This is a genomic window from Pseudomonas sp. G2-4 (assembly GCF_030064125.1).
Taxonomy (GTDB): Bacteria; Pseudomonadota; Gammaproteobacteria; order Pseudomonadales; family Pseudomonadaceae; genus Aquipseudomonas.
The window spans coordinates 4,111,300-4,135,801 of record NZ_CP125957.1 but is presented as its reverse complement, the minus strand read 5'-3'; the positions used below and the strand labels follow the sequence as shown (position 1 = coordinate 4,135,801).

At 59.5% G+C, this 24,502-nt stretch carries 27 protein-coding genes and 2 pseudogenes; 19 read left to right on the top strand and 10 right to left on the bottom strand.

The genetic code is table 11. The features are described 5' to 3' along the window. Positions 1-217 precede the first annotated feature (217 nt). From QNH97_RS17975 to QNH97_RS17950, 6 genes are read left to right on the top strand one after another with little or no spacing between them, the layout of a single operon-like run. Complete coding sequence (locus QNH97_RS17975; protein ID WP_283553216.1) at positions 218-1,762, top strand: sugar ABC transporter ATP-binding protein; 1,545 nt, start codon at positions 218-220, stop codon at positions 1,760-1,762. After that, positions 1,759-2,799 (top strand): ABC transporter permease, encoded by a 1,041-nt coding sequence (locus tag QNH97_RS17970; protein ID WP_283553215.1) that lies wholly within the window; start codon positions 1,759-1,761, stop codon positions 2,797-2,799. Before QNH97_RS17975 ends, QNH97_RS17970 begins: the two co-directional genes overlap by 4 nt. Before the next feature lie 35 nt (positions 2,800-2,834). Beyond that, on the top strand, positions 2,835-3,779 hold the full coding sequence (locus tag QNH97_RS17965) for an ABC transporter substrate-binding protein (RefSeq protein WP_283553214.1): 945 nt from the start codon (positions 2,835-2,837) through the stop codon (positions 3,777-3,779). 20 nt (positions 3,780-3,799) lie between these two features. Continuing rightward, a complete protein-coding gene (locus QNH97_RS17960) occupies positions 3,800-4,816 on the top strand; it encodes an aldo/keto reductase (protein ID WP_283553213.1) in 1,017 nt (338 codons plus the stop codon). After that, positions 4,813-5,712, top strand: coding sequence for an amidohydrolase family protein (locus QNH97_RS17955; protein WP_283553212.1), 900 nt, complete (start codon positions 4,813-4,815; stop codon positions 5,710-5,712). The genes QNH97_RS17960 and QNH97_RS17955 overlap by 4 nt, the downstream gene beginning before the upstream one ends. After that, positions 5,709-6,065, top strand: coding sequence for an L-rhamnose mutarotase (locus QNH97_RS17950; RefSeq protein ID WP_283553211.1), 357 nt, complete (start codon positions 5,709-5,711; stop codon positions 6,063-6,065). The genes QNH97_RS17955 and QNH97_RS17950 overlap by 4 nt, the downstream gene beginning before the upstream one ends. Positions 6,066-6,095: 30 nt before the next feature. Here the strand turns inward: QNH97_RS17950 and QNH97_RS29580 are convergent, their stop codons facing one another. Further along, positions 6,096-6,158 (bottom strand): hypothetical protein, encoded by a 63-nt coding sequence (locus QNH97_RS29580; protein WP_502944548.1) that lies wholly within the window; start codon positions 6,156-6,158, stop codon positions 6,096-6,098. 304 nt (positions 6,159-6,462) lie between these two features. Next, positions 6,463-7,233 (bottom strand): alpha/beta fold hydrolase, encoded by a 771-nt coding sequence (locus QNH97_RS17940; RefSeq protein WP_283553210.1) that lies wholly within the window; start codon positions 7,231-7,233, stop codon positions 6,463-6,465. A gap of 346 nt (positions 7,234-7,579) precedes the next feature. Between QNH97_RS17940 and QNH97_RS17935 the strand changes: the two genes are divergently transcribed. Together QNH97_RS17935 and map are read left to right on the top strand one after the other, a co-directional pair. Further along, positions 7,580-7,786, top strand: a complete 207-nt coding sequence (locus QNH97_RS17935) for a ParD-like family protein (RefSeq protein ID WP_283553209.1) — start codon at positions 7,580-7,582, stop codon at positions 7,784-7,786. Between the two features lie 2 nt (positions 7,787-7,788). Continuing rightward, positions 7,789-8,565 (top strand): type I methionyl aminopeptidase, encoded by a 777-nt coding sequence (gene map, locus QNH97_RS17930; protein WP_283553208.1) that lies wholly within the window; start codon positions 7,789-7,791, stop codon positions 8,563-8,565. A gap of 22 nt (positions 8,566-8,587) precedes the next feature. On the opposite strand, the gene QNH97_RS17925 is transcribed toward map, so the two are convergent. Then, positions 8,588-9,799, bottom strand: coding sequence for an MFS transporter (locus QNH97_RS17925; protein ID WP_283553207.1), 1,212 nt, complete (start codon positions 9,797-9,799; stop codon positions 8,588-8,590). Between the two features lie 61 nt (positions 9,800-9,860). On the opposite strand from QNH97_RS17925, the gene QNH97_RS17920 reads away from it, so the two are divergent. Together QNH97_RS17920 and QNH97_RS29575 are read left to right on the top strand one after the other, a co-directional pair. Further along, positions 9,861-10,877 (top strand): AraC family transcriptional regulator, encoded by a 1,017-nt coding sequence (locus tag QNH97_RS17920; protein ID WP_283553206.1) that lies wholly within the window; start codon positions 9,861-9,863, stop codon positions 10,875-10,877. Positions 10,878-10,908: 31 nt separating this feature from the next. Beyond that, positions 10,909-10,992: pseudogene (locus tag QNH97_RS29575) on the top strand (transposase domain-containing protein); the annotation flags it as partial. Between the two features lie 15 nt (positions 10,993-11,007). Here QNH97_RS29575 and QNH97_RS17915 read toward each other — a convergent pair. From QNH97_RS17915 to QNH97_RS17900, 4 genes and pseudogenes are all read right to left on the bottom strand, one after another. Next, complete coding sequence (locus tag QNH97_RS17915) at positions 11,008-11,463, bottom strand: GNAT family N-acetyltransferase (protein ID WP_283553205.1); 456 nt, start codon at positions 11,461-11,463, stop codon at positions 11,008-11,010. A gap of 314 nt (positions 11,464-11,777) precedes the next feature. After that, a pseudogene (locus QNH97_RS17910) lies at positions 11,778-11,957 on the bottom strand (ester cyclase); the annotation flags it as partial. A gap of 26 nt (positions 11,958-11,983) precedes the next feature. Then, positions 11,984-13,666: a diguanylate cyclase gene (locus QNH97_RS17905; protein ID WP_283553204.1), complete on the bottom strand. Its 1,683-nt coding sequence runs from the start codon at positions 13,664-13,666 to the stop codon at positions 11,984-11,986. A gap of 215 nt (positions 13,667-13,881) precedes the next feature. Beyond that, on the bottom strand, positions 13,882-14,223 hold the full coding sequence (locus tag QNH97_RS17900) for a hypothetical protein (protein ID WP_502944391.1): 342 nt from the start codon (positions 14,221-14,223) through the stop codon (positions 13,882-13,884). A 200-nt stretch (positions 14,224-14,423) separates the two neighbouring features. On the opposite strand from QNH97_RS17900, the gene QNH97_RS17895 reads away from it, so the two are divergent. The 3 genes from QNH97_RS17895 to QNH97_RS17885 are packed head-to-tail and all read left to right on the top strand — an operon-like array spanning position 14,424 to position 16,577. Continuing rightward, a complete protein-coding gene (locus QNH97_RS17895; protein ID WP_283553203.1) occupies positions 14,424-15,056 on the top strand; it encodes a TonB C-terminal domain-containing protein in 633 nt (210 codons plus the stop codon). Then, the gene (locus tag QNH97_RS17890; protein ID WP_283553202.1) at positions 15,053-15,598 is read left to right on the top strand and encodes a sigma-70 family RNA polymerase sigma factor; all 546 of its coding nucleotides are present in this window, start codon (positions 15,053-15,055) and stop codon (positions 15,596-15,598) included. The genes QNH97_RS17895 and QNH97_RS17890 overlap by 4 nt, the downstream gene beginning before the upstream one ends. A gap of 37 nt (positions 15,599-15,635) precedes the next feature. Further along, the gene (locus QNH97_RS17885; RefSeq protein WP_283557507.1) at positions 15,636-16,577 is read left to right on the top strand and encodes a FecR family protein; all 942 of its coding nucleotides are present in this window, start codon (positions 15,636-15,638) and stop codon (positions 16,575-16,577) included. Positions 16,578-16,582: 5 nt separating this feature from the next. On the opposite strand, the gene QNH97_RS17880 is transcribed toward QNH97_RS17885, so the two are convergent. Beyond that, positions 16,583-17,194: a PulJ/GspJ family protein gene (locus QNH97_RS17880; RefSeq protein ID WP_283553201.1), complete on the bottom strand. Its 612-nt coding sequence runs from the start codon at positions 17,192-17,194 to the stop codon at positions 16,583-16,585. After that, positions 17,191-17,640, bottom strand: coding sequence for a type II secretion system minor pseudopilin GspH (gene gspH / locus QNH97_RS17875; protein ID WP_283553200.1), 450 nt, complete (start codon positions 17,638-17,640; stop codon positions 17,191-17,193). The genes QNH97_RS17880 and gspH overlap by 4 nt, the downstream gene beginning before the upstream one ends. A gap of 117 nt (positions 17,641-17,757) precedes the next feature. Here gspH and QNH97_RS17870 point away from each other — a divergent pair, with 117 nt between their 5' ends. Further along, complete coding sequence (locus QNH97_RS17870) at positions 17,758-18,189, top strand: type II secretion system protein N (protein WP_283553199.1); 432 nt, start codon at positions 17,758-17,760, stop codon at positions 18,187-18,189. Between the two features lie 136 nt (positions 18,190-18,325). Here the strand turns inward: QNH97_RS17870 and gspI are convergent, their stop codons facing one another. Then, the gene (gene gspI / locus QNH97_RS17865; RefSeq protein WP_283553198.1) at positions 18,326-18,700 is read right to left on the bottom strand and encodes a type II secretion system minor pseudopilin GspI; all 375 of its coding nucleotides are present in this window, start codon (positions 18,698-18,700) and stop codon (positions 18,326-18,328) included. Between the two features lie 148 nt (positions 18,701-18,848). Here gspI and gspG point away from each other — a divergent pair, with 148 nt between their 5' ends. Genes gspG through gspD form a run of 5 tightly spaced genes read left to right on the top strand, consistent with a single transcriptional unit; the run spans position 18,849 to position 24,366 of the window. Beyond that, positions 18,849-19,292 carry a type II secretion system major pseudopilin GspG gene (gene gspG / locus QNH97_RS17860; RefSeq protein WP_283553197.1) on the top strand — a complete coding sequence of 148 codons (444 nt, stop codon included), beginning with the start codon at positions 18,849-18,851 and terminating at the stop codon, positions 19,290-19,292. An 8-nt stretch (positions 19,293-19,300) separates the two neighbouring features. Then, entirely contained in the window at positions 19,301-20,284 is a 984-nt protein-coding gene (gspK, locus tag QNH97_RS17855) for a type II secretion system minor pseudopilin GspK (protein WP_283553196.1), read from the top strand. Further along, a complete protein-coding gene (gene gspL, locus QNH97_RS17850; protein WP_283553195.1) occupies positions 20,281-21,462 on the top strand; it encodes a type II secretion system protein GspL in 1,182 nt (393 codons plus the stop codon). Before gspK ends, gspL begins: the two co-directional genes overlap by 4 nt. After that, positions 21,455-22,012: a type II secretion system protein M gene (locus QNH97_RS17845; RefSeq protein WP_283553194.1), complete on the top strand. Its 558-nt coding sequence runs from the start codon at positions 21,455-21,457 to the stop codon at positions 22,010-22,012. Before gspL ends, QNH97_RS17845 begins: the two co-directional genes overlap by 8 nt. Continuing rightward, positions 22,009-24,366 carry a type II secretion system secretin GspD gene (gene gspD / locus QNH97_RS17840; RefSeq protein WP_283553193.1) on the top strand — a complete coding sequence of 786 codons (2,358 nt, stop codon included), beginning with the start codon at positions 22,009-22,011 and terminating at the stop codon, positions 24,364-24,366. The genes QNH97_RS17845 and gspD overlap by 4 nt, the downstream gene beginning before the upstream one ends. Positions 24,367-24,502: the final 136 nt, after the last annotated feature.

Sequence of the window (24,502 nt, the reverse complement as noted above, 5' to 3'; positions counted from 1 at the left end):
TCAGCCACTGCCGCTTCCGGGTTGGATTGTCTTCAGTTCGACTCCGATGGTTGCGATCACGTATATCGTCCTGATCTTCCAAAATTCAAACTGGTCTGTCCAATTTTTAAAATACTAAATTGGTCTTGCCAATAATTTTTCTCAAGTGTAGATTGCGGAAAGTGCATTTTCTTAATGGGTCTGTAGACCTTTAATAAAAATAAATGAGAACGCCGCCTTGAATGTCTCGTCCCCTCGGTCCGTCGGGCCTGCAGTTGAACCAGCCTCGGTTCTCCCTTGTTTACGCCTGGAAAACATCGTCAAGCGTTTCCCTGGGGTGCTCGCGCTGAACGGCGTTTCACTCAGCCTCAATGCAGGAGAGGTGCACGCGATATGCGGAGAGAATGGCGCCGGCAAATCAACCCTGATGAAAGTCATCAGCGGGCAACTGACTCCCGACCAAGGGACCATTACCTACCAAGGTGAAGAGCGAACGTTTAAATCGGTCAGTGATGCCGAGCGGGTTGGCATTGCGATCATCCACCAAGAGCTGAATTTGGTACCGCACCTGTCGGTTGCTGAAAACGTCTACTTGGCCAGAGAGCCGGTGAAATTTGGTCTCATTGATCGGCGCAAGCTGCTTTCAGACACACGTGAGTGCCTTCAACGGTTAGGGGTGGATATTGATCCCAACCAGTTGGTTAACAAGCTTTCCGTCGCTCAGCAGCAGATGGTCGAGATCGCCAAGGCCCTGTCGCTAAATGCACGAGTGTTGATCCTTGATGAACCCACCTCATCGTTGACTGAAACGGAAACGGCACAGCTTTTTCGAGTGATCAACGAGTTGAAGGCGCAGGGCGTCGGCATGCTTTACATCTCCCACCGCTTGGACGAAATGCAACATATCGTCGACAGGGTCACCGTCATGCGGGACGGTTGTTATGTTTCTACGTCCCTGTTCTGCGACACCACGGTCGATACTATCGTCGCTGACATGGTGGGTCGGTCGTTGAAGGAAAAGTTTCCTCCACGAACCGGTGCGCCCACGAAAGAAGTATTACTCAACGTCAAGAATTTCAGCCGGAAGGGCGCGTTTCAGTCGATTGATTTCGAGCTTCGCAAGGGCGAAATCCTAGGGTTTGCAGGGCTGATGGGTGCAGGCAGGACTGAAATCGCACGGGCTATTTTCGGCGCGGATCCTGTGGACACAGGCAGTCTGGAGCTTTTCGGCAAACCCGTTACGATCAAAAAACCGCAGGACGCCATCCGGCACGGAATCGCTTACCTGTCAGAAGACCGCAAGAGTGACGGCTTGGCCTTGAAGATGTCCCTTGCAAGCAACATTACGTTGGCAAACATGGGAGCGGTCTGTAACGCGTTTGGCTTCATTCGATTCAAGGATGAAGAGAAGGCCGCGCGCGGCTACATCGATAGCCTCGGCATTCGCACCCCTTCGCCCAATCAGGTTACCCGCTATCTTTCGGGCGGCAATCAGCAAAAAGTTGTGATCGGTAAATGGCTGTTTCGAAACTCTAGAATTTTGTTCTTCGACGAGCCTACCCGGGGCATAGACGTCGGTGCGAAGTATGCCATTTACGAACTGATGGACAAACTGGCGTCGCAAGGCATCGGGATTGTTCTGATCAGTTCCGAGCTTCCCGAACTATTGGGAATGAGTGATCGAATTCTGGTTTTCCATGAGGGACGTGCAACCGGCGAACTGGATGCCCGCCGCACATCACAAGAAGAAATCATGCATTACGCGTCGGGGTATTCCAAATGAATGACCTAAGTATCGATAAGCCAGCAGAACCCGTCACCGCAAACGCTATCAATACTGATCGACGCAAAGAACTTCTGCAGAAGTTCGGTGCCTTGGCCAGCCTTTTTGCCCTCATCGTTGTATTCGCGAGTACCAGCGAGGCGTTCTTGTCGATGGGCAATGGTATGAGCGTGGCGCTACAGGTCACCTCTATTGCTTTCCTTGGACTTGGCGCTACCGCTGTCATTATCACCGGTGGTATCGATCTTTCGGTCGGCTCGGTATTGGCGTTGGCCGGTGTAGCCAATGCGTTGGCCATCAAAGCCGGGGCCTCGATTCCTGTTGGAATCCTGGTCGGCCTGCTAGTGGGCGGAATATGCGGCGCCATTAACGGTGTTTTCATCACTCGATTAAAGCTTCCACCCTTCATTGCGACATTGGGGATGATGCTGGTTGCCAGGGGCCTCGCCCTGCGTCTGACGGATGCTCAACCTGTATCGGGGCTGGGCAAGGGGTTCGGCACGCTGGGTAATGGAACCCTTTTTCGTATAGAGAACATCGGCGCCAATGGCTTTCCGAATGTCATTTTTCCCGGCATCCCGTACCCGGTAGTGATCATGATCGCCTTGGCCATCGGGCTTTGGATGATCTTGAGCCGTACACGCCTGGGGCGTCACATCTACGCCGTGGGCTCCAATGCGGAAGCAGCAAGACTGTCCGGGGTCAATGTCAACCGGGTGACCTTGTTCACTTACGTACTGTCTGGTGTGCTCGCGGGTTTGACGGGCTGTGTATTGATGTCACGGTTAGTTTCCGCGCAGCCAAATGAAGGCGTCATGTATGAACTCGATGCCATTGCCAGTGCGGTCATTGGTGGTACTTCCTTGTCCGGCGGTATCGGCAGCGTGTCCGGCACCATCATCGGTGCGTTCACCATTGGCATTTTGCGCAATGGCCTGAACATGTTGGGTGTTTCCAGCTTTACCCAGCAGATCATCATCGGGCTGGTCATTCTGCTGACGGTGTGTGTCGACCAACTTAGAAACCGAAAAAGATAAACCAAAGCACTGACAACAATAAGGAATCGATTTCGATGAAAAAGCTAAACTTGATTGCGGTTGTTATGGCTGTCTTGTTCACGTCCACCACCACGCTGGCCAATAATGGGGAAATTGCGGTTATTGTTAAAAGTGCAAACTCCAACTATTGGCAGAATGTTCAGAAGGGTGCCCAGGCGGCCGCAAAGGAACTGCCGAACACGACGGTAACCTTTCAGGGGCCAGCATCCGAATCGGCGGTAGCGGATGAAGTGAACATGGTGGTCAACGCGGTCAACCGCAAGGTTTCCGGGATTGTCCTGGCAGCTGCCGACCCGGACGCCTTGGTGCCTGCAATTAAACAAGCATGGGAAGCCCATATCCCGGTGGTGCTCATCGACTCAACGATTTCTACTGACGGCGATGCTTATTATCAATCGTTCCTCTCGACGGATAACACCAGGGCCGGTGAGCTCTGTGCGCAGCGCATGATCGAAAAGGTGGGAAAGACAGGCAAGATTGCAATTATGTCCTACGTGCCTGGGGCGGGATCCGAGATTGGACGAGTGGGGGGGTTCATAAACTACATAAAGCAGCACTCGAACTTGACTATCGTCGGCCCCTTTTATTCTCAGTCCCAGATGGCCAACGCGCTGAATCAAACCACCGACGTGCTGGCGTCGAATCCCGATCTTAAAGGTATTTACGGTGCCAACGAGCCGACGGCCGTAGGAATGGCGCGCGGTATTGCACAAGCCGGAAAATCCGGAAAACTTGTGGCTATCGGATTTGACGGTAACGAAGACCTTCAGAACTTTGTAAAGGACGGTACCCTCGATTCAATCATCGTTCAAAGCTCCTACAGGATGGGGCTTGATTCTGTCACCACGGTCGCCAAGGCCATCGCTGGGACCGCAGTGCCCAAGAATATCGATACCGGCGTACTTCTGATCGATAAATCGAACATCGACAGTTCAGAGGCTCGGAACGTCCTGTATTGATCGGAAGGGAGTGAGCGAACTTGAAAATCTCCGAAAAACGAAGGCTTGCCAAAAGCGCGCTTGAAATAGGGGTGTTTGGCCTGGGGTGCTCACAAGTGGGTGGCCTCTACCGGGAAGTCTCTGCGAATCAGGCGACGCAAACGCTGCAAGCCGCTTGGAATCGGGGAATCCGCTATTACGATACGGCCCCCTTTTATGGATACAGCCGTTCCGAACGGCGGGTCGGCACAGAGTTGGCCGAGCGATCGCGAGCGGATTTTATCCTGAGCACTAAAGTCGGTAGGCTTCTGCGCGCTGATGGTTCAGTACGCGATGGGGACGATGGATGGGCCAATCCGCTGCCTTTCCGGCCCGTGTACGACTATGGATATGACGCAATCATGCGTTCCTATGAAGATAGCCTTCAACGTCTGGGAGTCTGCCGGATAGACATCCTGTACGTGCATGATATCGGGCGGCTTACCCATGGCGAACGACACCAATTTCACTGGGATCAGTTGACCAGAGGCGGCGGATTTCGAGCGCTCGAAAGCCTGCGTGAGGACGGAGCGATTGCGGCCATTGGTCTGGGTGTGAACGAATGGGAGGTTGTGCAAGACAGCATGAACGAATGCCAGCTGGACTGCACATTGCTGGCGGGACGCTACACGTTGCTTGATCAGCAAAGCCTTGGACCACTGATGAACAAATGCCTGGGACAGGGCAACTCAATTGTAGTGGGTGGCGTATTCAACTCAGGCATTCTTGCCGGGGGCACGCACTTTGATTATGGCGAAGCGCCCGCCGCGGTGATCGCGAAAGTCCAAGCGCTGAAAACCGTCTGCGAAGAGTTTGAAGTACCGCTGCCCGCGGCAGCGTTGCAGTTTCCAATGGCGCATCCCGCAGTGGTGTCTTGTGTGGTGGGTACACGTACGCCGCAGCAACTCGACCGGAGTATCGAGTGGTTCGAGCAGGACATCCCAGAGGCTTTCTGGAAGACACTTAAAGCACGCGAGTTGATCGATGCTGATGCGCCGTTGCCCCAAGGTGCCCTATGACGCTTTGCATCGACGCCCATCAACATTACTGGCGTCTCAACAGCGGCCATGGGGATTGGCCCTCGGCTGATTTAGCCCCAATCTTCAAGGACTTCACGCCTGATGACTTGATTGAACACCTGCGTGAATGTGGCATCGACGGAACCGTCGCCGTTCAATCGAACCCCCACTTGGGCGATACCCATTTCTTGCTGGAGTTGGCTGATCAACACGACAGCATCTTCGGGGTAGTGGGGTGGGTTGATCTGACATCAACCACTGCTGTGCAGGAGATAACACGCTTGGCTCGGCACCCCAAATTCAAGGGCGTGCGGGCCATGTTGCAAGCGCTGCCGGCCCACAACTGGATCGAGGGAAACAAGATTCAAGCCGCCATGGATGCACTTGTAGAGCACGATCTCAGTCTTGATGTCTTGGTTTTGCCTAAGCACCTTAACGGGGTAGTGGCCATGGCCGAGCGTAATAGTGCATTGAGGATTGTGATAGACCACGCGGGAAAGCCGGATATCGCGAGTCGGCAGACCGAACCCTGGTCCCGTGACCTTCAACGTCTGGCAGCGCTGCCTAATGTGTACTGCAAACTGTCGGGGCTGCTCACTGAAGCCGCGCAAGGCGACGGTGCCCAAGCATTGCAACCCTACATGGACAACGTCCTTGAGTTGTTTGGTACACGGCGGGTGATCTGGGGCAGCGATTGGCCCGTGATCAATCTTGCTTCGGATTACCTCGAGTGGTGGACGATGACTCGCCAGTACCTGGATAAACATGAGACTCGATCGATACGCGAGGGCACCCCATTGATCATGGGCATGAACGCCTGTCTTTTTTATCGGATCGATTGCGGTCGCCCCGCGCCCGACCAACAAATTGACACTAATCCGGCCTGCCCAAAATGAGATATTGCCAAGTACTTGACCTCAAGGATGACCCCGCGCTGATCGCTGAATATGAAATTCATCACCAGGCGGTGTGGCCTGAGGTGCTCAATCATTTGCGCCTGGCGGGTGTGGAGGACATGACCATCTGGCGGTATCAAAATCGGTTGATCATGCTGTTGGAAGCAGGCGATGACTTCTCTTTTGATCGCTTGGCGGCAATGGAAGGCAGCAACCCGAAAGTGCAGGAATGGGAACAACTGATGTGGCGCTATCAGTGTGCAATGCCAGGGTCCGTAGAAGGAAAATGGAAACTGTCCAAGGAGCTTTTCAAGCTAAGCACAGCAGTGCGCTCCTGCGACGGTATCCAATAACCGCGAGTGTTAATACCAGCTTGTAGCGGGTTACGCTGATTGGAGCTGAGCTTCAATCGCTTCCTTGTCGATGACCGACCAGACCTCGCGGATCCTGCCATCCTCGAACGCATAGAAGACGTTTTCCGCGCCCTCCGCTATAGGTCTGTTCTCGGCTTCTGCGATCCTAGGCCTTTTTGTCGCGTCTCATCAAGGCCATACAGGGCTATCAAGGGAGCACGAGGCCCCGGCGAAAAAGATCGGCTGATACAGGCAGGCTATACAGGTCGCATGGCTATCGAGCGTGCCAAAGCACTGGGACTGGGCGTTGTTTGCGGCCAAGCTGGCGCAGAATCCAATGTGGCAGAAACAACGGCAAAAAGGCCCGCATACGCGGGCCCCGTGATGCCAACGGCATTTATTGCGCGGCTTTCTCGATCAGGTTAGCCACCACCTTCGGGTTGGAAACCATCACCACATGGGAGGCGCCTTTAACCACGACGGTCTGCTTGGAGTGCGCCCGCTCTGCCATGAACGCCATGGCCTGAGGGGGAATGTTCTTATCCTTGTCGCCGTACACGAACCAGGACGGAATGGTTTTCCAGGCGGGATCGGTGGCGGCTTCATTCAGCGCGGCGACGGTGATGGGACGTTGACCCGCCGCCATCAGGCGAGCTTCAGCCTCAGGGACATCAGCTGCGAACTGGTCGTGGAATTTATCCTGCAGGATGTAGAGATCCTTGCCGCCGTCGGCCAACTCAACCGGGGCCGACAAGGCGGAGGCCAGGGTGCCCCCCGGGAATCGTCCAGACAGTTCTGCCGCGGTCTCGCCAGCCTCCGGGGTGAAGGCCGCCACATACACCAGGCCCTTCACGTTCTGGTTGCCGTACGCCGCCTCGCTGATCACCGCACCGCCGTAGGAGTGGCCGACCAGAACCACCGGTGTCTTGATGCTTTTGACGATGCTTGCCACGGATTGTGCGTCACTGCTGACGCCACGCAGTGGGTTAGCTGCCGCGATGACCGGATAGCCGTCCTTTTCCAGAATCTTGACCACGCCGTTCCAGCTCGACGAGTCGGCAAAAGCGCCATGCACCAAAACCACAGTGGGTTTGACGTCAGCAGCATTTGCAAAACCAGCGGCTGCGAAAGCGGTGGCGAAGGCCAAGCCAGAAAGAATCGTTTTCATGAGTAACTACCTGTAAGAGAAGAAAAGGGCGGTTGCCGGGTTCGGTGGCGTTAGACGGTGACGTACAAACGCGTATTGACGTTTAGTGCGCGTTAAATGTTTGCGCGCTAAGAAGCTGAAATAAATTTACCGTCTTAAATGTTTGTGCGCAATATAATTTTGAAAAATAAATCTGCATCTAAGTTAACTGTTTGTTTTTGAATGTGTTTTTGTGTTTATCGTTCGCCCGTGGACGCACCTGAAACCGCTACTGTCCCTCGTTTGCCGCTCCGTTTAACCGTTACACTTGGTTTTTATCAATACGAAGCATATGCTTTTAATATATGAAACGTATGGAGCTAGACCCATGGGCATCGTGAACATCGACGACGAACTGCATGACCAACTGCGCCGGGCTACCAAGGTGTCTTGCCGTTCCATCAACGCGCAGGCCGCTTTCTGGATCAAGGTCGGCCTGTTGTGCGAGTTGAACCCTGAGCTGACCTTCAACGAGGTCATGCGCCGTGAACTTGACAGCGCGGGTGTGCGTGCCCAACCACTGGTGATGAGTTGAGCATGATCAAGAATCCGGGGCAGGTGGCCCTGCTAGCGGAGTCCGGCCGGCTCCTGGCGTCGGTGTTCGAACGGCTGGATAAAACCACGCTCGAGGGGATGTCGACGCTCCAGGTCGATACCATGGTGGAGCGGTTTATCGTCGAGAACCTCAAGGCCCGTCCGGCGAGCAAAGGTCAGTATGGCTATGGGTTCGTACTCAATTGCTCGGTGAACGAGGTGGTTTGTCACGGTGTGCCATCGCCTTCCAGAATTCTGCGTGATGGCGATATCGTCAACCTCGACATCACCCTGGAAAAAAATGGCTATATCGCCGACTCCAGCAAGACCTACCTTATCGGTGAGGTCAGCGCCGCTGCCCGGCGGCTGGTCGAGGTTACGTACGATGCGATGTGGCGGGGTATCCGCGCGGTACGGCCAGGCGCGCGGCTGGGCGACGTTGGGGCGGCCATCGAACGCCACGCCAAGCGAAATGGTTACTCGGTGGTGCGCGAATATTGCGGCCATGGAATCGGCCAGGAGGTGCATGAGGAACCTCAGGTGCTGCATTTCGGCAAGCCGGGCACTGGCCTGATGCTGCGCGAGGGAATGGTGTTCACCATCGAGCCCATGCTCAATATGGGCTCGAGTCATGTCAGGACTGAGGCTGATGGTTGGACGGTCGTGACCCAGGACGGAGCGCTTTCCGCACAATTCGAGCACACTGTTGCGGTGACTTCATCGGGTGTTTCGGTGCTGACGTTGCGCCCGGATGAGTTGGGTAGAAGTGCAATGAGCTGAGCGCTCGCTCTGACTGATCACGTCACCCCTGCTTCGGCAATTCCACCCGAACACGAAGAGCAATCACCAGAGCCGCCAGCAGCATCACTGCGCCTGCGATGATGAAGACGCCCTCTACACCGCCAAAGCCGAAGACCAACCCACCGAGTGCCGCCCCCGCGGCGATTGACGACTGCACCGCGGCGACGACCATCCCGCCTGCGGTTTCGGCTTGATCCGGAACCGCGCGAGCCACCCAATTTGACCAGGCAACCGGCACTCCGCCGAAAGCCAGGCCCCATAGCGCAACGGCAAGTGCCAGTCCCGGCGCCTGGAGAGGAAGCGAGATCATGGCAAACGCGGCCACGGCGACCAAGGTAGGCATAAGGATCAATGTCAGGCGCAAGCTACGCTCCATCAGCCAACCCGCCACGAGTGTGCCGACGAAATTGGCGACGCCGAAGCCCAATAGCATTAAAGCCAGGCCATCGGTGTCGATGCGCACGACGCTTTCAAGTGCGGGGCGGATGTAGGTGAAAAGCGCGTATTGACCTGTGTGTGCGAGCACGCATCCGAGCATGCCGATGGCAATGCCAGGACGGCGGAGCAATTCCAGCACGGATGCTGTGCGTGCCATTTTCTGAGGCGCCATGTTGGGTAGGGTGAACCACTGGAAGATCAACGTCAGCACGCCGACCGCTGCTGCCGCATAAAAGGCACTGCGCCAGCCGAAGAGGCCGCCCAAGTAGCTGCCCAGCGGAACGGAGACCACTGTTCCCACGGCGATGCCGCTGAAGATGATGGACAGCGCGCGCGGCACAAATTTCGTCGGTACCAGCCGCATGGCCACGGCAGCCGCCATGCTCCAGAACCCACCCAAAGCAATGCCAAGCAGCACTCGCATCAGCAACAGGACCGTCAGATTCGACGACATGGCAACGAGCAGGTTGGATGCAATCATTAGCGCGGAAAAACCTAACAAGACGGTACGGCGGTCAAGCTTGCGGGTAAGACCTGGCACCAAGAGTCCAGCAAACAACGCAACCACGGCGGTGACGGTCACGGCCTGGCCGGCCATCGCTTCGGACACACTCAAGTCCGAGGCCATCGGTGTTAGCAAACTCGCCGGAAGGTATTCAGCCGTCAGTAGGCCAAAGACACCCATGGCCAGAGAGAAAACCGCTGTCCAAGCCGAGGTTGCCGGCTCTACCCCAGCAACGCTGCCAGGTGCAGCATCAAGCACATTGCTACTCATCTCAAGAATCCTTGGGAAGTGATCGTGACCCCCAGTCTAGAGTTGAGCTTCAGGATGATCTATGATGCAAAGTCCTAGTGTTTTGATCGAAACGCCTAACATGACTGAATCAGGACAATTTGCGCTGTCGTCTGAATTGATTAGCGAACTGCTGACAGGTATGCGGCTGCGCGGTGTTCAGTACCGCCGCGTTCAAACGGGGCCGAGCTTTGGCTTGGGTTTTGAACACAAATCGGCGCATGCCTACTTTCATTATCTTGCAGTGGGCACGGCCATCCTGCGGACAGGCGATGGCGCGATACATCACCTATCGGCAGGTGACGCGGTATTGGTGCCGCAAGGCCATGGGCACGAACTGCTATCAGCGCTGGATGCCACGGTTCAGAATATCGACCAACTTGATGCAGCCCCTTTAGGCGAGGCCGTCAGTGGCGTGAACACCTGCCCGAGCACACTTTCCACGCCCAGTGCGATCCTGTTCTATGGTTGCATGGAGTTCGATCTTGGGGGCATGCGGGCGTTAGGCAAGTTGATGCCGAATGTCATGGTGGCGGACACCGGCGGTCAACGTTATCCAGGGTTGGAATCGATCCTCGATTCTATCAAGCGTGAGATCTGCGCCGGACGCATCGGGTATGCCGGGATCATGGCTCGGCTTGCGGAAGTTGCCGCATCCTTATTCGTACGTGGTTGGGTCGAGGGTGGTTCTGAAAGCGCGCAAGGCCTCATGGCAGCGCTGCGAGATCCCCGCCTGGCACGTTCTATCCTTGCCCTGCATCGCCAACCCGGACGCGAGTGGACGGTGGCGGAGCTGGCAGCTGAATCTCACGTATCACGCTCGGTGTTCGCACAGCGATTCCAAGCCACCATCGGCGTGCCTCCATTGCGATACGCCACCGAGTTGCGGATGCGGATCGCCAGCCAATGGCTGACGCAGGACAACCTGTCGATCGACGCCGTCGCACAACGCTTGGGCTATACCTCACAAGCGGCGTTCAGCCGTGCATTCAAGCGCATCAATGGCCAGCCACCAGGGGCCAGCAGACAGATACGTCGAAGCAGTGAACCCGTGCAGTGATCGGCGCGGGGCATGTCCGGCTGAACTGCATCCGTACGCTTATCTAAAGGACGTGTTGACGGGTCTACCGATGCAGCGGGCGAGTAAAGTCACTGAACTACTGCCGCCTACATGGGTGGAATGGCCTGGACTATCCCTCAAGCTGTTTTTCCATAACGATGGTGCGCTCAGCTCCATGAAACTCGTCGCGGACTTTCTGATAACCCAACGCAGCGTAAAACTTCTCCGCAGTAATCGACGAGGGCACCCGTAAGGCTCCAACACCAGCGCTGGCAGCAGTAGCATGAATGACATCCATCAACTGCCGACCGATACCGCCACCTTGGTACGCAGGATCAACGAAAACGCTTCTGACTACATCACCATCGAGGCTTGCAGTGCCGGTAATATTTTCGCCTAGCCAAGCTACGAAAATCTTGCGCTTATCGAGCAATGCGCTGACGGCTTCAGGAGCAAAGCTCCGCTCAACCTGAGCGATAACGTCAGGTGAGTAATCCAGTGAATTTGACTCACGCAGAGCGGCGATCACGACACGGCTAATCGCAGCTGTATCTTCGCCTGTTGCGGGGCGAACCTGACATTCCATGTTCGGGACCTCAATCTTTAACGATCACAGGATAGCCCAAGCCTGTCGCCACCCTGGGGCTTGGCTTGGTGGCCTTGGTGTTCTGCCTGCAACTTTGGCGAGCTTATGTCCTGGCGCTCTGGACGCGGGAGTTCAACTAACGAAGGTGAGAAACAATGAAAAAATTAACACTGGCCCTGGCAACTACATTGCTAGTATCTGCATCACTGTCTGCATTAGCTTCTGACGGCTCTGACGCACTAAAGCGTTGGCATGAGGCATGCAACAATCCTGCATACGTAGTTCCTTGATAACTTGCAGCCCTGAGGCATCCGCTACTCTGATCGGAGCTGAGCTTCGATCGCTTCCTTGTCGATGACCGACCAGACCTCGCGGATCCTGCCGTCCTCGAACGCGTAAAAGACGTTTTCCGCGAAGGAGATTCTTGCCCCATTAACCTCAAGGCCCAGGAATTTCCCAACCGGCGTGCAATTGAATGCCAGGCGAGCCGCCAACCACGTTCTCATCTCCCTATTACCGACTACGAGGCTACGCGGTTCTTCCCCCCGCGCTTGGCCTTATACAGTGCTGCGTCCGCCGCCCGGATCAGTATGGCTTGATCGGTCCCGCTACGCGTCGTCGAGGCCACGCCAAAGGATGCGGTAACGCTGAACGTCTGTATTCCATCCGCAGGGCTCATGCTTTCCAGCGAATCCCGGATGGATTCGGCTCGCAGGAGAGCGTCTTCAATGGAGCAATCCGGCAATATGATGATCAGCTCTTCTCCACCAAACCGGCAGGCGACATCGGTGGCTCTGATTGACTTCATAATCAATGACGCAGTGCTTCGCAGCACCGCGTCACCTGCAGAATGACCATGGATGTCGTTCAGTTTTTTGAAGTTATCCAGGTCGAGCATAATGACGCTCAGGTCGACTGCGTCTCGTGTGGCTTTGGAGAGCTCGCGCTTGAGGGTCTCCTCCATGAAACGACGGTTATACAGGCCCGTCAGCGGGTCTTTAATCGACTGGACTTGCAGGACCTGGCGCATCCTGCCGTTCGCGAGCGCTAGCGCGGTTTGCTCCGCGGCAGCTTCCGCAAACTGGCGGCTGACTTCCTTATCGCCGCTTCCGCCAGCATGCTGGATATGCAAAAGCCCCAGTGTTTCTCCGTAGGCTATCAGCGGCAGGCACCAGTGAAGGTCGCCATCGTCAAACTCTGATTTAGTTGAGTAATGGGCGCATCGAAGCTCATGACGATGTTCAACCATGTGGGAATGGCCTCGACGTATCGCCCAACAGTCTTTGGGGCCCATGAGGACGTCCAGTTGAGCCTCGACTTGGCCCCAGCTTGCGGCTGGTTGCAGGGCATCAGCCGAGTTGCGGTACAGGTACAGCGTTCCGCTACTGCCCTCCAGTAACTGCTGGCAGTAAGTGCTTACCAGCTGAAGCGTTTCCTCTTGGCTCATCTCGGTCTGCAGCAGGCGAGCCATTTCCGCAAGCAAGCCTATTTCTGTATTGCGCCGCTCAAGGTTTTTTAGGCTTTTGCTGAGTTGGGTGCTTGAAGAGAGCGCGCTGGCCGTAGATTCGGCTTGGCGCTTTATCGTCTGACGCATGGACACGTAGATGAAACGGCCCAGCAAAAGCGTGAGCAGGAAGCTTGCGATGGAAACGGCGACGGCCCAACGCAGGCTGGCGTTAAGCTGGTTGTCCAGAACAGCCACTTCTTCAACTTCTGCTTGAATCAGCTCGCCCCCCATGCTGCGGACCTGGTCCATGAGATGTTTGCCGTTACCCGTAGCGACTTCGGTCGCCGCCGCTTCCGCGCCTTGGGTGCTACGCAGCTTTATGACCCTGTCCAGGTGGTCCAGCTTTAGTGCGGAACTCTCTATGAAATTCTCCACCTGAGTAATTTCATCGGACGGATCGTTTCGATAGTTTTCACGAAGGGTCTTGATCGCGCCCGGAAGCTGCGATGTGGCGACGTAATAAGGCCGCAGAAATGTCTCTATCCCTGTTAACGCATACCCGCGCTCGCCTGTCTCCGCATCCACGAGCAAGCCCTGCACCGTGCGAATGCTGTCCAGCTGCTTTTCTACCAGGTTGCGTTCGTTACGCGTCTCGTTTGTCCAAAACAGCGTAAACGGACCCACTGCAGCCGTGACGGACATGACCAATGTGGCAGTAGCCGCTGCGATGAGAAGTTTGGGCGTGCGGTGGGGCATCGTCAGCTCCAATCTGATTCACATCGTTATCGGCGGGTAAAGTTAGCGGCGTAGGTGTATCACGATTAAATCGCTAGAGGGTGTGGAGGTTGTGAGTACGTCGCCAAGCTGAACGCCCAAGTAACAGCGCCCTCGAAGCGGGATGGCAAGATGCTTTTGACTCGCAGCATGGAGAGCACGCTCGAGAGTGCGTCCATTTGTACGAACAAAAGCTCTTACTTGGGTAGTGGCGAATTCACCACTGGCGCAGGCGGCCGCTGGGGCTTGACCGATGTGCCGAAGGTGCTGCCCATGCGCACACCAGTGGCCGCCGGGGTCGCCAGGCCGATGTTGTTCGGCGCGCGTTTGTTGATCGGTACATTCAACCCTTCCTGCGTGTGTTGCGCAGCAGCCTCGGCATGGGGGTTGTTGCCCATCTGTCGGCTCAGGCAATTGTAGTCTGGGGTTTTGTAGCCGCCGACGGTCACTTCGATACAGGCTGGGGCGTCTCCACCCTGGGCCCAAGGCAAGGCTATCAGAAGCCCCATGCCGACTGTCATGCTCATCCAGTGTTTCATCACTAACCTCTTGGTCTGCCAAGGGGGATGGTTCGTTATTGTCAGTCTAGAGCGGTCCGCGGGATTTGTATCGGTTGTCATACGACATTCATAAATTCCCATCAGGATGACGGTTTTCAACGGATACATCAGTCGTGCAACAGGGCATAACCGGGGGCGGACGCAGGCGTGGATTGGCCAGGGCGCCCCTGGGATGGCTGATGGTTGCGTGGTGTTTGCTGGCCGAGCCGGTGCAGGCCGCCGGGTTGGTGGAATTGGACATCGCTCCCCAAGAGCTGACTACGGCCCTTGAGCAATTCAGCCGTGCGACTGGCATGGCGGTGCTGGTGGATCACCCATTGTCGAGCCGGCGCCATACGTTAGGCGTTCAGGGGCTGTTCACGCCCGCCCAAGGGTTGAATGTGCTGCTCAGCGGCACCGGGCTGGCGGCGCACTATGCCCGTGCAGATGCATTCACCTTGCAACCGGTGCGGGTCCGCGAGGTGCCACTGCCGCCCGGCACCGCCCCTGGTTTGAGCGACAGCAACTATGCGGCATCGATTCAGGCGGTCATCCAGCGCAACCTGTGTCATTCGCCGCTGACCTGGCCGGGCAGTTTTCGCGCGGTGCTGCAAGTGTGGATCGGCCGCGACGGCGTGGTGCAACACAGCCGGCTGGTCAGTTCCACGGGCGATATACTGCGCGACAAGGCCCTGGTCAACAGTTTGCAAAACCTCAGGATCGACCGCCCGGTGCCCAGTTCGCTACGCCAGCCGGTGACCCTGCTTTTGTTACCCGACTCATCAGGAAAAAGCATGGAATGCACAGCAGGGGAAGAGGTGCTCGGGCGATGAAAGACACTGGCCGTAGCCCGATGGTCAAGCTGTTCCTCACCTCCTATGAGGATTTCAAGGTGCGCTTGCGCAGGCGCCTGGGATCCGAGGAACTCGCCAACGATGTGTTACATGAAACCTACCTGAGAGTCGATCGCATGGTCGACACGCCGGACATCGCCCAGCCCAATGCCTATCTCTATCGCATGGCCCTGAACATCGCCGCCGACCGTCGGCAATCCGATGCCCGCCTGCTCACCGGCAGCGAGATCGAGGAGTTGCTGCAGGTCTCGGACGAAGCACTGGACCCGGCCCGGGTGGTGGGCGGGCAGAAAGAACTGCAGACGCTGCTAAAGGCCTTGTACGAGCTGCCGGCGCGGCGCCGCAGGATTTTCATCGCGGCGCGCCTGGAAGAAGCCCCCCACCTGGAAATTTCCCAGCGCTTTGGCATTTCCACACGCATGGTGGAGAAGGAAATCAAGGCAGCGCTGGGGCATTGCGCCCTACGCCTGGAAAGAAAAGTCATTCAGCGGTTCGGTCCCGGCGCGGGAAAACCGTCTTGAGAGTAGAGACCCGACCCTTTGGTGAGTGTGTGTGCGCTTGAATATCTTCAGCATCGCTTCCCCTGACGACACGCCCGAGACCCGATTGGCCAGCGAGGCCCGGGACTGGCTGATCCTGCTGACCTCGGGACGCGCTACCGTCGCCGACGCCCGCGCCCTGCGCCAATGGTGTGGGCAAAGCCCCGAGCATGCGCGGGCATTCGAGCAGGCCAAGGCGCTGTGGCATGGCTTGCAACCGGCCGCAGAGGCGGTGCATGCCCCTCGGCATTTTGGTCGGCGGGCCTTGCTGGGCGGCGCGATCGCCGCGTCGGCGGGATTCCTGTTGATCCGCGCCACGGTGCCGGGTGGCTTTTCCGGGCTTGGTGCGGATTACGTCACCGAAGTGGGCGAGCAGCGCCGGGTCGAACTGGGCGCCGGCGTGAGCCTTGAGCTCAATACTCAGACTCGTCTCAGTCGCCGCCCATTGGCCGAGGGGAGGCAAGGGCTGGAGTTGCTCGCCGGCGAGGTTGAAGTGTCGGGCAGCAGCACCGCGCCGATCAGCGTCCAGGCCGGCGCCGGCTGGATCAGCGCCGCCCATGCCCGGTTCAATATTCGCTATGTCGCCCAGAGCGTCTGCACGACCTGCCTGGAGGGCGTGGTACAGGTCCAGGTGCAAGGCCAACACTTTCGCCTTGAGCCAGGCATGCAATTGACTTACGACACCCGTCATATCGGCAGCCCGGAAACCGCCGATGTGTCGGCTGCCATTGCCTGGCGTGAACAGGTACTGGTGTTCAACGATGCGACCCTGGCTAGCGTCATCGATGAGATCAACCGCTACCGGCCCGGAATATTGTTGCTGCTCAATCGCGAACTGGGCCTGCGCAAGGTCCAGGCCCGTTTTCGCCTCGATCAGCTAGCTGGCGTGGCGCTGCTGATTCGCGATGCCTACGGTGCCAAGTGCACCGAGTTGCCGGGTGGAGTGGTGGTGCTGAGCTAAGTGGTTTAGTCCAAGGGGCCCAGCACCTGGCGATAGCGTTCAGCCCCCTGGGACGTCTGCCGGGTCAGGCTGATCTCGATTCCCGCCGGGTTTTCCTGCAGGTTGCCGCTGAGTTTGCGCCAGCCTTTTTCCTTGTTCCAGAACCGCAGCCCCGCATCGCTGACTTCACTGAGCACTGCAACCCCCGCGCCCGGCGCCGGCAAAGGGTAGCGGCTGCGGGACTGGCCCTGGGCGCGGTAAAGCGTGTCGCCCTTGAGCCACCAGCGCACCCGTTGCAGCCCGCCCTCCAGATCGGCGGCCTCGCGGATCACGTCCAGGCGAAAACCCTGGCCGTCGGTGCTGCGCACGGTGACGGCGGGCGGGGCCGTCGAGGGGGCGTCGTCGGCGCCGGGCTTTACCGGTTCGCTCAACTCGATGCTGGCGCGCAGGGCGACGTCGCGCTCCAGTTGGTTCAACACCCGCAGCAATGCTTCGGTCTGCTCGGTGCTGGCCTGCAAATGGCTGTCGGCCCGCGTGACGCTGTCCAGCCCACGCCAGGCGATCAGACTAACCACCGCCATCAGCAGGATTGCCACCATGACTTCAAGCAAGGTGAAGCCCGTCTCCCGACCGCTCATTGCACCTGCACCCGGCCGGTGGGGCTGCGTTGCACGCTGAAGCTGTTCTGGCCGTCCGACAGGCGAATGAGTACAGGGGCGCCGATCCATTCGGCATCGAGCACGACGCGCTGCTTGGGCTCCACACGAATCTCCATGGACGGGCTCTGCCACCGCCGCGGGCGCAACTGTGGGTCTTCCTTGAAACGGTCCAGCCCCGGCCCTTGGTCCAGACGACGGCTGAAGCCGAACCCCTTGGCGTCCCCGCGCCAGGTGATTGGCCGCCCGTCGGTGCGCGCTTCCGTCTGGGCCAGTTGCAGCAGTTGTGCCAGCTGTTGGGCATCCTGGCGCAGCAGCTTCGCCGGGTCCGGCTTGATGCTCAGGCTCACAGCGGCGCTGGCGATGCCGACGATCACCAGCACCACCATCAATTCGATCAGGGTGAAGCCGCGTTGCTTGCCGCACATGGGGAGCGCTCCTTTGCATCGGTACCTATCCTGCATGGTGAAGATGATAGGGATGTGAAATAAAACGGAGAGAATTGCCGCGTACGCTGGGCACTGGATCGAAAAGGAGATCAAGCCATGACGTTCATCGAGCGAGTGTCCGCGGCGCAAATCGTACAGGCGCTGGGGTTGTTGGCGGCGCTGGCCGGGGTGGCGACCTGGTCGTCACTGCTGCTGACTTCCGCCGAGTCACGCACCCCGGACATGGCCCCGCAACGCATGGCCGAGCGCTCCGATAGCCCGGCGTTGCAATGGTTCTCCAGCCAGCCGGCGACGGTGGAAATCAAGGTCAGTGGGGTGATGGCCGGTGCTCGCGGGGCCGTGGCGATCCTGAGCCTCAACGACGGACCGCCACGCAGCTTCCTGGCCGGCGAGCGGGTCGCCCCAGGGGTGAGGCTGGTGTCGATCGAGGCGCAAGCCGTAGTGATCGAGCGCGGTGGCGAACAAGCCCGGCTGGCGCTTGCGCGGTTGCCGGATTCGGTGAGCTTGCCCTCGTTGACTCGGCCTTGAGAGCTCTTACAGGTGAGTGCTCTTGTGGCGAAGGAGCTTGCTCCCGCTGGGTCGCGTAGCGGCCCCAGTATTTTGCGGTTACTGCGCAACCGAGCGGGAGCAAGCTCCCTCGCCACGGGGGATCGCGTTCATCTGGTTACTTCTCCCGACTGAGGAACGTTTCCAGCCGAGCCAAGGGCGGCGCCTCGCGGCTGCGGTCGGACACGCTCAGCTCGACCCGCAGCATCCGCCCGTTTTTCGCAGGGCGCAGGTTCTGTTCGCAGCGCAACGGCAATCGCCCCTGATCACATTCGAAGACTTTCATCCCCGGCGCTGAATGCCCTTCCAGGCGCAGTTGGGCCAGTTGGCTGCGGGCCGCCAGCAGGGCGATGGATTTGTCCCGCAGTAAGCCATTGCTCTGGGTCATCACTGCGGCCACGCGAACCGCGGCCGACATGGCGACTGCAATGATCGCCAAGGCCACCAGCACTTCGATCAGGGTGAAACCGGCTTGCAGGGCAGGGCGTTGCATCGGTCGACTCGACGAGTGAAGGCAGCCTTCAAGCCTGGCCGTTTTCCTTGACAGTTTGACGACGCAAGCTCCTGAGCAATTTCAATACCACTGACATATTTTCTTGCAACACTGCGCCTCGAATCGAATCCAGCGAAGGACCGTCGAGATGCAGATCGCCCGTCACAACACCCCAGGTCCACGCGGGCAGCGGGGTTTCACCCTGATCGAAATCATGGTCGTGGTGGTCATCCTTGGCATCCTTGCGGCGATGGTGGTGCCCAAGGTCCTCGACCGACCCGACCAGGCCCGCGCCACGGCGGCGAAACAGGACATTGGCGGGCTGATGCAGGCGTTGAAGCTGTATCGCCTGGACCACGGCAGCTACCCCAGCATGAACCAGGGCCTCAAGGTGTTGGTGGAGCGGCCGGCCGATGCCAAGAACAGCACCTGGCGTTCCTACCTGGAGCGCTTGCCCAACGATCCATGGGGCCGCCCCTATAACTACCTCAACCCAGGCGCGAACGGTGAAGTCGATATCTTTTCCCTGGGGGCCGACGGCCAGCCTGACGGCGACGGTGTGAATGCCGATATCGGCTCCTGGCAGCTATAAGGCCCGTGATGCGAACGAATTCGCCCACAGCGGCGAAGCAGCGCGGCATGGCCGTCATCAGTGCCTTGCTGATCGCCGCCGTGGTGGCGGTGATCGCTGGCGGCATGCTCACCCGCCAGGCCCTGTTCACCCGCAGCCTGGAAGCCGAGCAACTGCGCATCCAGGGCATGGCAAGGTTGCAGGGTGGCCTGCAAGTGAGCCGCCAGTTGCTTTTGGACGCCAGCCAGCGCGACCCCTTGACGCGCTTCGGCCAGGCCTGGGCGAAACCTATCGTTATGCCAGGCTCCGGCCTGGTCGACACGCCATTCGAAGGGCAACTGGAGGATGAGCAGAGCAAGTTCAACCTGCGTAACCTCGTGGCCAGTGAGCAGGTGGATCAGGAACAGCTGCGGGCCTTCGAGCGGCTGTGCGAACAGCTTGGCGTCGCCGCCACGCTTCGGGCGCGGATCGTCGAGCGGGTGATTGCCGGTTATCCGCGCCTGTTGAATCCGGAGCGCGCCGACAAGACGCCCGCGAGCACTACGTTCGACAGTGGCCGCAGTACCTCCCGGGACGCGCCCGGCACCTTGGCGCCGACACGGCCGATGCTCCGCACCTTGCAGGAGCTGAGCAACGTCGAGGGCGTTACCCCTGCATTGCTGGAGACGCTGACCCCTTACGTTACGATCCTGCCGGCCAATACCTGGCTCAACGGCAACACCGCCAGCGCTCCGGTGCTGGCCGCCTACGTGCCGGGGTTGTCGTTGCAGCGGGCCCAGGCGCTGATCAATGAACGCGACGGCGGCCGCTGGTTCATCAACCGTGGGGATTTCGTCAATCGCCTGCGCATGCCGGAGTTGGAAGCAAGCGCTGTCAAAGTCGGCATCACCAGCGACTGGTTCCGCCTGCGGGGCCAGGCGCGTAGCGGTCAACGGCGCGTCGAGCTGGATGCCTTGCTGCAACGCAGTCAGGACCGCTTGCCCCAGGTAATCTGGTCGCGGGTGGGGGTATGAGCCGTTTGCGCATCGCCCTTGCGCCGCTGGACGGCCTGGGCATCGACAGTCCGGTGGCGTTTGCCTGGCTGGATCGCCAGGGTCAGGTTCGTGACGCCGGACGCAGCAGTCTCAGGGCCCTTGGCCAGGGCACGAAGCACCTGATGGTTGAGTGTTTCCTGCATCCGCGCGACAGCTTGCTGACGAGCCTGGAGTTACCGCCGTTGTCCGCGACGAAAACCTCCGCCGCAGTGGCGTGCGCGGCCCAGGCGCTGATGCTCGGTGCCGGCGAACAGATGCAAGTGGCCCACGGCCCACGTAGTGCAGACGGGCAGGTGCACGTCGCCTGGCTGGATCGCGAGTCGCTGGGCACGCTGGGCCAGATCCTGCTTCAGGCTGGCCTGAAACTGCGCGGCCTTTATCCGGCCGCCTACGCTTTGCCAGTGCTGCCAGGGCCAGTGGCTTGCATTGAAGACGGGCACCTGCTGGTACGCCACGATTTGCAGCACGCCACGGTCCAGCCGCTGATGGAAGAAGCGCTGGGTGAGTGGTTGCTGGAGGTGGGCTCCGGCCTGCATTGGGTAGGCGAGTCGCCCCCGCAAGCGTCGATCGATAGCTTGCCCGCTACCCAGCGTTGGACCGGTACCGCCCCGGGCTGGGGTCTGCATGCCGGGCTGACACAGGGTATGGTCGGGCGCGGCGGCTGGGGACGGGCGGCGGGAATCTGCGCACTGGCGTTGGCGGTGTGGGTGGTCGGGCTGAATCTCTATGCCGCCCGCGAAGCCGCCCAGGGCCAACGACTCAAGGCGCAGATGAGTCAGCGCGTCAAGCAGGTGTTTCCTGAACTGCCGCTGATTCTCAACCCTTTGCAGCAGGCGCGTCAGCAAGTCACCGCTCGGCAAAGTGGCTTGGTGTTGGACCCGGCGCAACGCTTTGCCAGCCTGGTCAAGCAGGCAGGCAGTGCCATGCCGTTCATGACCGGCAATGTTCAAGAGCTGGTATTCGAGGCCGGTGAGTTGCGCTTGAAGGTCGTGGCCGAGGCGCAGAAAACCACTGCGGGAGAAGATTGGAAGGTGCCCCTGGCTCAGGCCGGCATTGAGGTCGCGGCCATTGACCAGGGCTGGACCCTGCGCGTGGCCCCTGCAGGGCAGGGCACGCAGGGTAGCCCCGACGACACTCTGGAAGCAGACGATGAGTAGGTCATCTGCGGGCCTGTTGTGGACACGTTGGCAGCGCCTTCGCACGGGTTGGCGCACAACCTGGCAGGGCCTGGCTACGCGGGAGCGACGTGCCGTGGTCCTGGCGGCGCTAGCGCTGAGCAGCGGGTTGGCCTGGCTGGCGCTGATCGAGCCGCCGCTGAAATCCATCGCTTACTGGCAGGCCGAGACCCCGAAGCTGCGCTCGCAGACCGAGGCCCTCGAAGTGCTGTTGCGGGACGTTGGCGGACCTGTCCGGGGCCAATCCCTTGAAGTCGCCCTGCGTCAGACCCTGGATGGCAGCGGCCTGGGCGATCATTACGAGTTACAAGCGCCAGGTGCCGACGCGCCGGGCGCCTGGCAGCTCACTTTCACCGACGCGCCAGCCGATGGAGTGATCGACTGGCTGCTGGGCAATCCAGCGCAATTTTCCCTGGAAGTGATCGAGGCCCGTTTGCAGCGCACGGCCCCGGCCGATTCCGATCTTACTCCCGGCACTCTGTCCGGAACCGTTCGCATGAACCAGGCGCCAAGCGCTAAGGAAGCTTCATGAAGGGGTCCCGATACCCGTGTCATTGGCGCAAGGCCGCGCCGTTGCTGTTGCTGGCATTGGGTGCGTGCACCAGCACGCCGCCGGCATCGCAGCCTCCCTTACTGGTGGACAGCGAGCTGGGTATGCCGCTGGGCAGCACCCAGCGCAGCGGCGACGTGCTATTGGATCGCCAACGGGCTCAGGCTTCGCGTGAACAGAAGCCACCGGTGCGGCACCAAGTCGATCTCACGGCCCGCGCCCGCGAGCCGCGCAGCAGCCCTCCGGCGGCCAACCCCTTGGGTGATCAACCGGTGACGCTGAATTTCGTCGAGGCCGATATCCAGGCGGTAGTGCGGGCCTTGTCCCGCTCCACCGGGCAACAATTCCTGGTCGACCCGCGGGTCAAAGGCAACCTGACCCTGGTCTCCGAAGGCCAGGTGCCGGCCCGCCAGGCTTACGACATGCTGCTTGCCGCCTTGCGCATGCAGGGGTTTAGCGTGGTGGATGTCGGCGGCGTGGCCCAGGTGGTGCCCGAGGCCGACGCCAAGCTGCTGGGCGGGCCGATCTACAGCGCCGACAAACCGGCCGGAAACGGCATGCTGACCCGTACCTTTCGCCTGCAATACGAAAATGCGGTAAACCTGATTCCGGTGCTGCGCCCGATCGTCTCGCCGAACAACCCGATCAATGCGTATCCCGGTAATAACACAATTGTCATCACCGATTATGCCGAGAACCTGTCCCGTGTCGCGCAGCTCATCGAGGGCATCGACACTCCGAGCGCCATCGATACCGACGTGGTGCCGGTCCAGAACGGTATCGCCGTGGACATCGCCCAGATGGTCTCGGATCTGCTGGAAACCCAGGGCGGCGACCAGACCCAGAAGATCAACGTGATCGGCGACCCGCGCTCCAATTCCATCATCATCCGCGCCGGCAGCCCCGAGCGGACCGAGCTGGCGCGAAACCTGATCTACAAGCTCGACAATGCCCAGAACAATCCGAGCAATCTGCACGTGGTGTACCTGCGCAATGCCCAGGCCGCCAAACTGGCCCAGACCTTGCGCGGCTTGCTCACCGGGGAAAGCGAAGGCGAGGGCAACGACAATTCGCGCTCGGTGCTCAGCAGCATGGGCGCCAGCACCAACGGCCAGAGCGGGCAGGGCAACGAAAGCGGCACCAGCCCTGCGAGCGGCGCAGTCTCGACCAGCAGCAATGGTTACGCCCCGGGCAGCAGCGGGCAAACTTCCACCACGACCCAGAACGAGCAGAACACGGCCTTCAGTGCCGGTGGCGTGACCATCCAGGCCGATGCCACCACCAACACCTTGCTGATTTCCGCACCGGACCCGCTGTACCGCAACCTGCGAGAGGTCATTGACCTGCTGGACCAGCGCCGGGCCCAGGTGGTGATCGAGAGCCTGATCGTCGAAGTCGGCGAAGACGATGCCAGTGAATTCGGTGTGCAATGGCAGACCGGCAACCTGGGCGGCAGCGGCGTGATCGGCGGGGTCAACCTCGGTGGCACCGGGCTCAACCTCAACGGCAAGACCAGCATCGACGTATTGCCCCAGGGCCTGAACCTGGGCCTGGTCAACGGCACGGTGGACATCCCCGGCATTGGCAAGATCCTCGACCTCAAGGTGCTGGCCCGGGCCTTGAAGAGCAAGGGCGGCACCAACGTGTTGTCGACACCGAACCTGCTGACCCTGGACAACGAAGCCGCGAGCATTTTTGTCGGCCAGACCATTCCGTTTGTCAGCGGCAGTTACGTCACCGGGGGGGGCGGCACCAGCAACAACCCGTTCCAGACCGTGACCCGTGAAGAGGTGGGTCTGAAGCTCAACGTCCGCCCGCAGATTTCCGAGGGCGGTACGGTCAAGCTCGACATCTACCAGGAGGTCAGCAGCGTCGACAACCGCGCCTCCAGCACCACGGGAATCGTCACCAACAAACGGGCCATCGATACCAGCATCCTGCTGGACGATGGGCAGATTATGGTCCTCGGCGGATTGCTGCAGGACGGCTACAGCCAGAGCAACGATGCTGTGCCGTGGTTGTCGACCATTCCCGGCATCGGCGCGCTGTTTCGCAACGAACGGCGTCAGGTCACCAAGACCAACCTGATGGTGTTCCTGCGTCCCTACATCATCCGCGACACGGCGGCGGGGCGCGGCATCACCCTCAACCGCTACGACTTCATGCGCCGCGCCCAAGGCCTGCTGCAACCGGAGCGTAGCTGGGCCATGCCGGACGTGCAGGCGCCGCAGTTGCCGACCTCGGCCCGGGCGATTCCCGGCACCGCGCCCGCCGGGCTGCAAATGCCGAGGGCGGTGATCAAGGCGGTGCCCGCAACGGAGCCGGTTGGACGATGAACACCGTGACGAGGGAGCTTGCTCCCGCTGGGTTGCGCAGCGACCCCAAAACCTGGCGCCGCGGTGTGTCAGGCAAATTGCATTCAGCCTGTTTGGGGTCGCTACGCGACCCAGCGGGAGCAAGCTCCCTCGCCAC

Excerpts from the sequence above, each read along its gene's own strand:
- gspK (WP_283553196.1), top strand. The coding sequence starts at position 19,301 with ATGCGAACGAATTCGCCCACAGCGGCGAAGCAGCGCGGCATGGCCGTC.
- QNH97_RS17920 (WP_283553206.1), top strand. The coding sequence starts at position 9,861 with ATGATGCAAAGTCCTAGTGTTTTGATCGAAACGCCTAACATGACTGAA.
- QNH97_RS17950 (WP_283553211.1), top strand. The coding sequence starts at position 5,709 with ATGAGATATTGCCAAGTACTTGACCTCAAGGATGACCCCGCGCTGATC.
- QNH97_RS17955 (WP_283553212.1), top strand. The coding sequence starts at position 4,813 with ATGACGCTTTGCATCGACGCCCATCAACATTACTGGCGTCTCAACAGC.
- QNH97_RS17970 (WP_283553215.1), top strand. The coding sequence starts at position 1,759 with ATGAATGACCTAAGTATCGATAAGCCAGCAGAACCCGTCACCGCAAAC.
- QNH97_RS17925 (WP_283553207.1), bottom strand. The coding sequence starts at position 9,799 with ATGAGTAGCAATGTGCTTGATGCTGCACCTGGCAGCGTTGCTGGGGTA.
- QNH97_RS17845 (WP_283553194.1), top strand. The coding sequence starts at position 21,455 with ATGAGTAGGTCATCTGCGGGCCTGTTGTGGACACGTTGGCAGCGCCTT.
- QNH97_RS17895 (WP_283553203.1), top strand. The coding sequence starts at position 14,424 with ATGGTTGCGTGGTGTTTGCTGGCCGAGCCGGTGCAGGCCGCCGGGTTG.
- gspL (WP_283553195.1), top strand. The coding sequence starts at position 20,281 with ATGAGCCGTTTGCGCATCGCCCTTGCGCCGCTGGACGGCCTGGGCATC.
- QNH97_RS17915 (WP_283553205.1), bottom strand. The coding sequence starts at position 11,463 with ATGGAATGTCAGGTTCGCCCCGCAACAGGCGAAGATACAGCTGCGATT.
- QNH97_RS17880 (WP_283553201.1), bottom strand. The coding sequence starts at position 17,194 with ATGAGCGGTCGGGAGACGGGCTTCACCTTGCTTGAAGTCATGGTGGCA.
- gspH (WP_283553200.1), bottom strand. The coding sequence starts at position 17,640 with ATGTGCGGCAAGCAACGCGGCTTCACCCTGATCGAATTGATGGTGGTG.
- gspI (WP_283553198.1), bottom strand. The coding sequence starts at position 18,700 with ATGCAACGCCCTGCCCTGCAAGCCGGTTTCACCCTGATCGAAGTGCTG.
- QNH97_RS17890 (WP_283553202.1), top strand. The coding sequence starts at position 15,053 with ATGAAAGACACTGGCCGTAGCCCGATGGTCAAGCTGTTCCTCACCTCC.
- QNH97_RS17905 (WP_283553204.1), bottom strand. The coding sequence starts at position 13,666 with ATGCCCCACCGCACGCCCAAACTTCTCATCGCAGCGGCTACTGCCACA.
- QNH97_RS17900 (WP_502944391.1), bottom strand. The coding sequence starts at position 14,223 with ATGAAACACTGGATGAGCATGACAGTCGGCATGGGGCTTCTGATAGCC.
- QNH97_RS17935 (WP_283553209.1), top strand. The coding sequence starts at position 7,580 with ATGGGCATCGTGAACATCGACGACGAACTGCATGACCAACTGCGCCGG.
- QNH97_RS17870 (WP_283553199.1), top strand. The coding sequence starts at position 17,758 with ATGACGTTCATCGAGCGAGTGTCCGCGGCGCAAATCGTACAGGCGCTG.
- gspD (WP_283553193.1), top strand. The coding sequence starts at position 22,009 with ATGAAGGGGTCCCGATACCCGTGTCATTGGCGCAAGGCCGCGCCGTTG.
- map (WP_283553208.1), top strand. The coding sequence starts at position 7,789 with ATGATCAAGAATCCGGGGCAGGTGGCCCTGCTAGCGGAGTCCGGCCGG.
- QNH97_RS17940 (WP_283553210.1), bottom strand. The coding sequence starts at position 7,233 with ATGAAAACGATTCTTTCTGGCTTGGCCTTCGCCACCGCTTTCGCAGCC.
- gspG (WP_283553197.1), top strand. The coding sequence starts at position 18,849 with ATGCAGATCGCCCGTCACAACACCCCAGGTCCACGCGGGCAGCGGGGT.
- QNH97_RS17965 (WP_283553214.1), top strand. The coding sequence starts at position 2,835 with ATGAAAAAGCTAAACTTGATTGCGGTTGTTATGGCTGTCTTGTTCACG.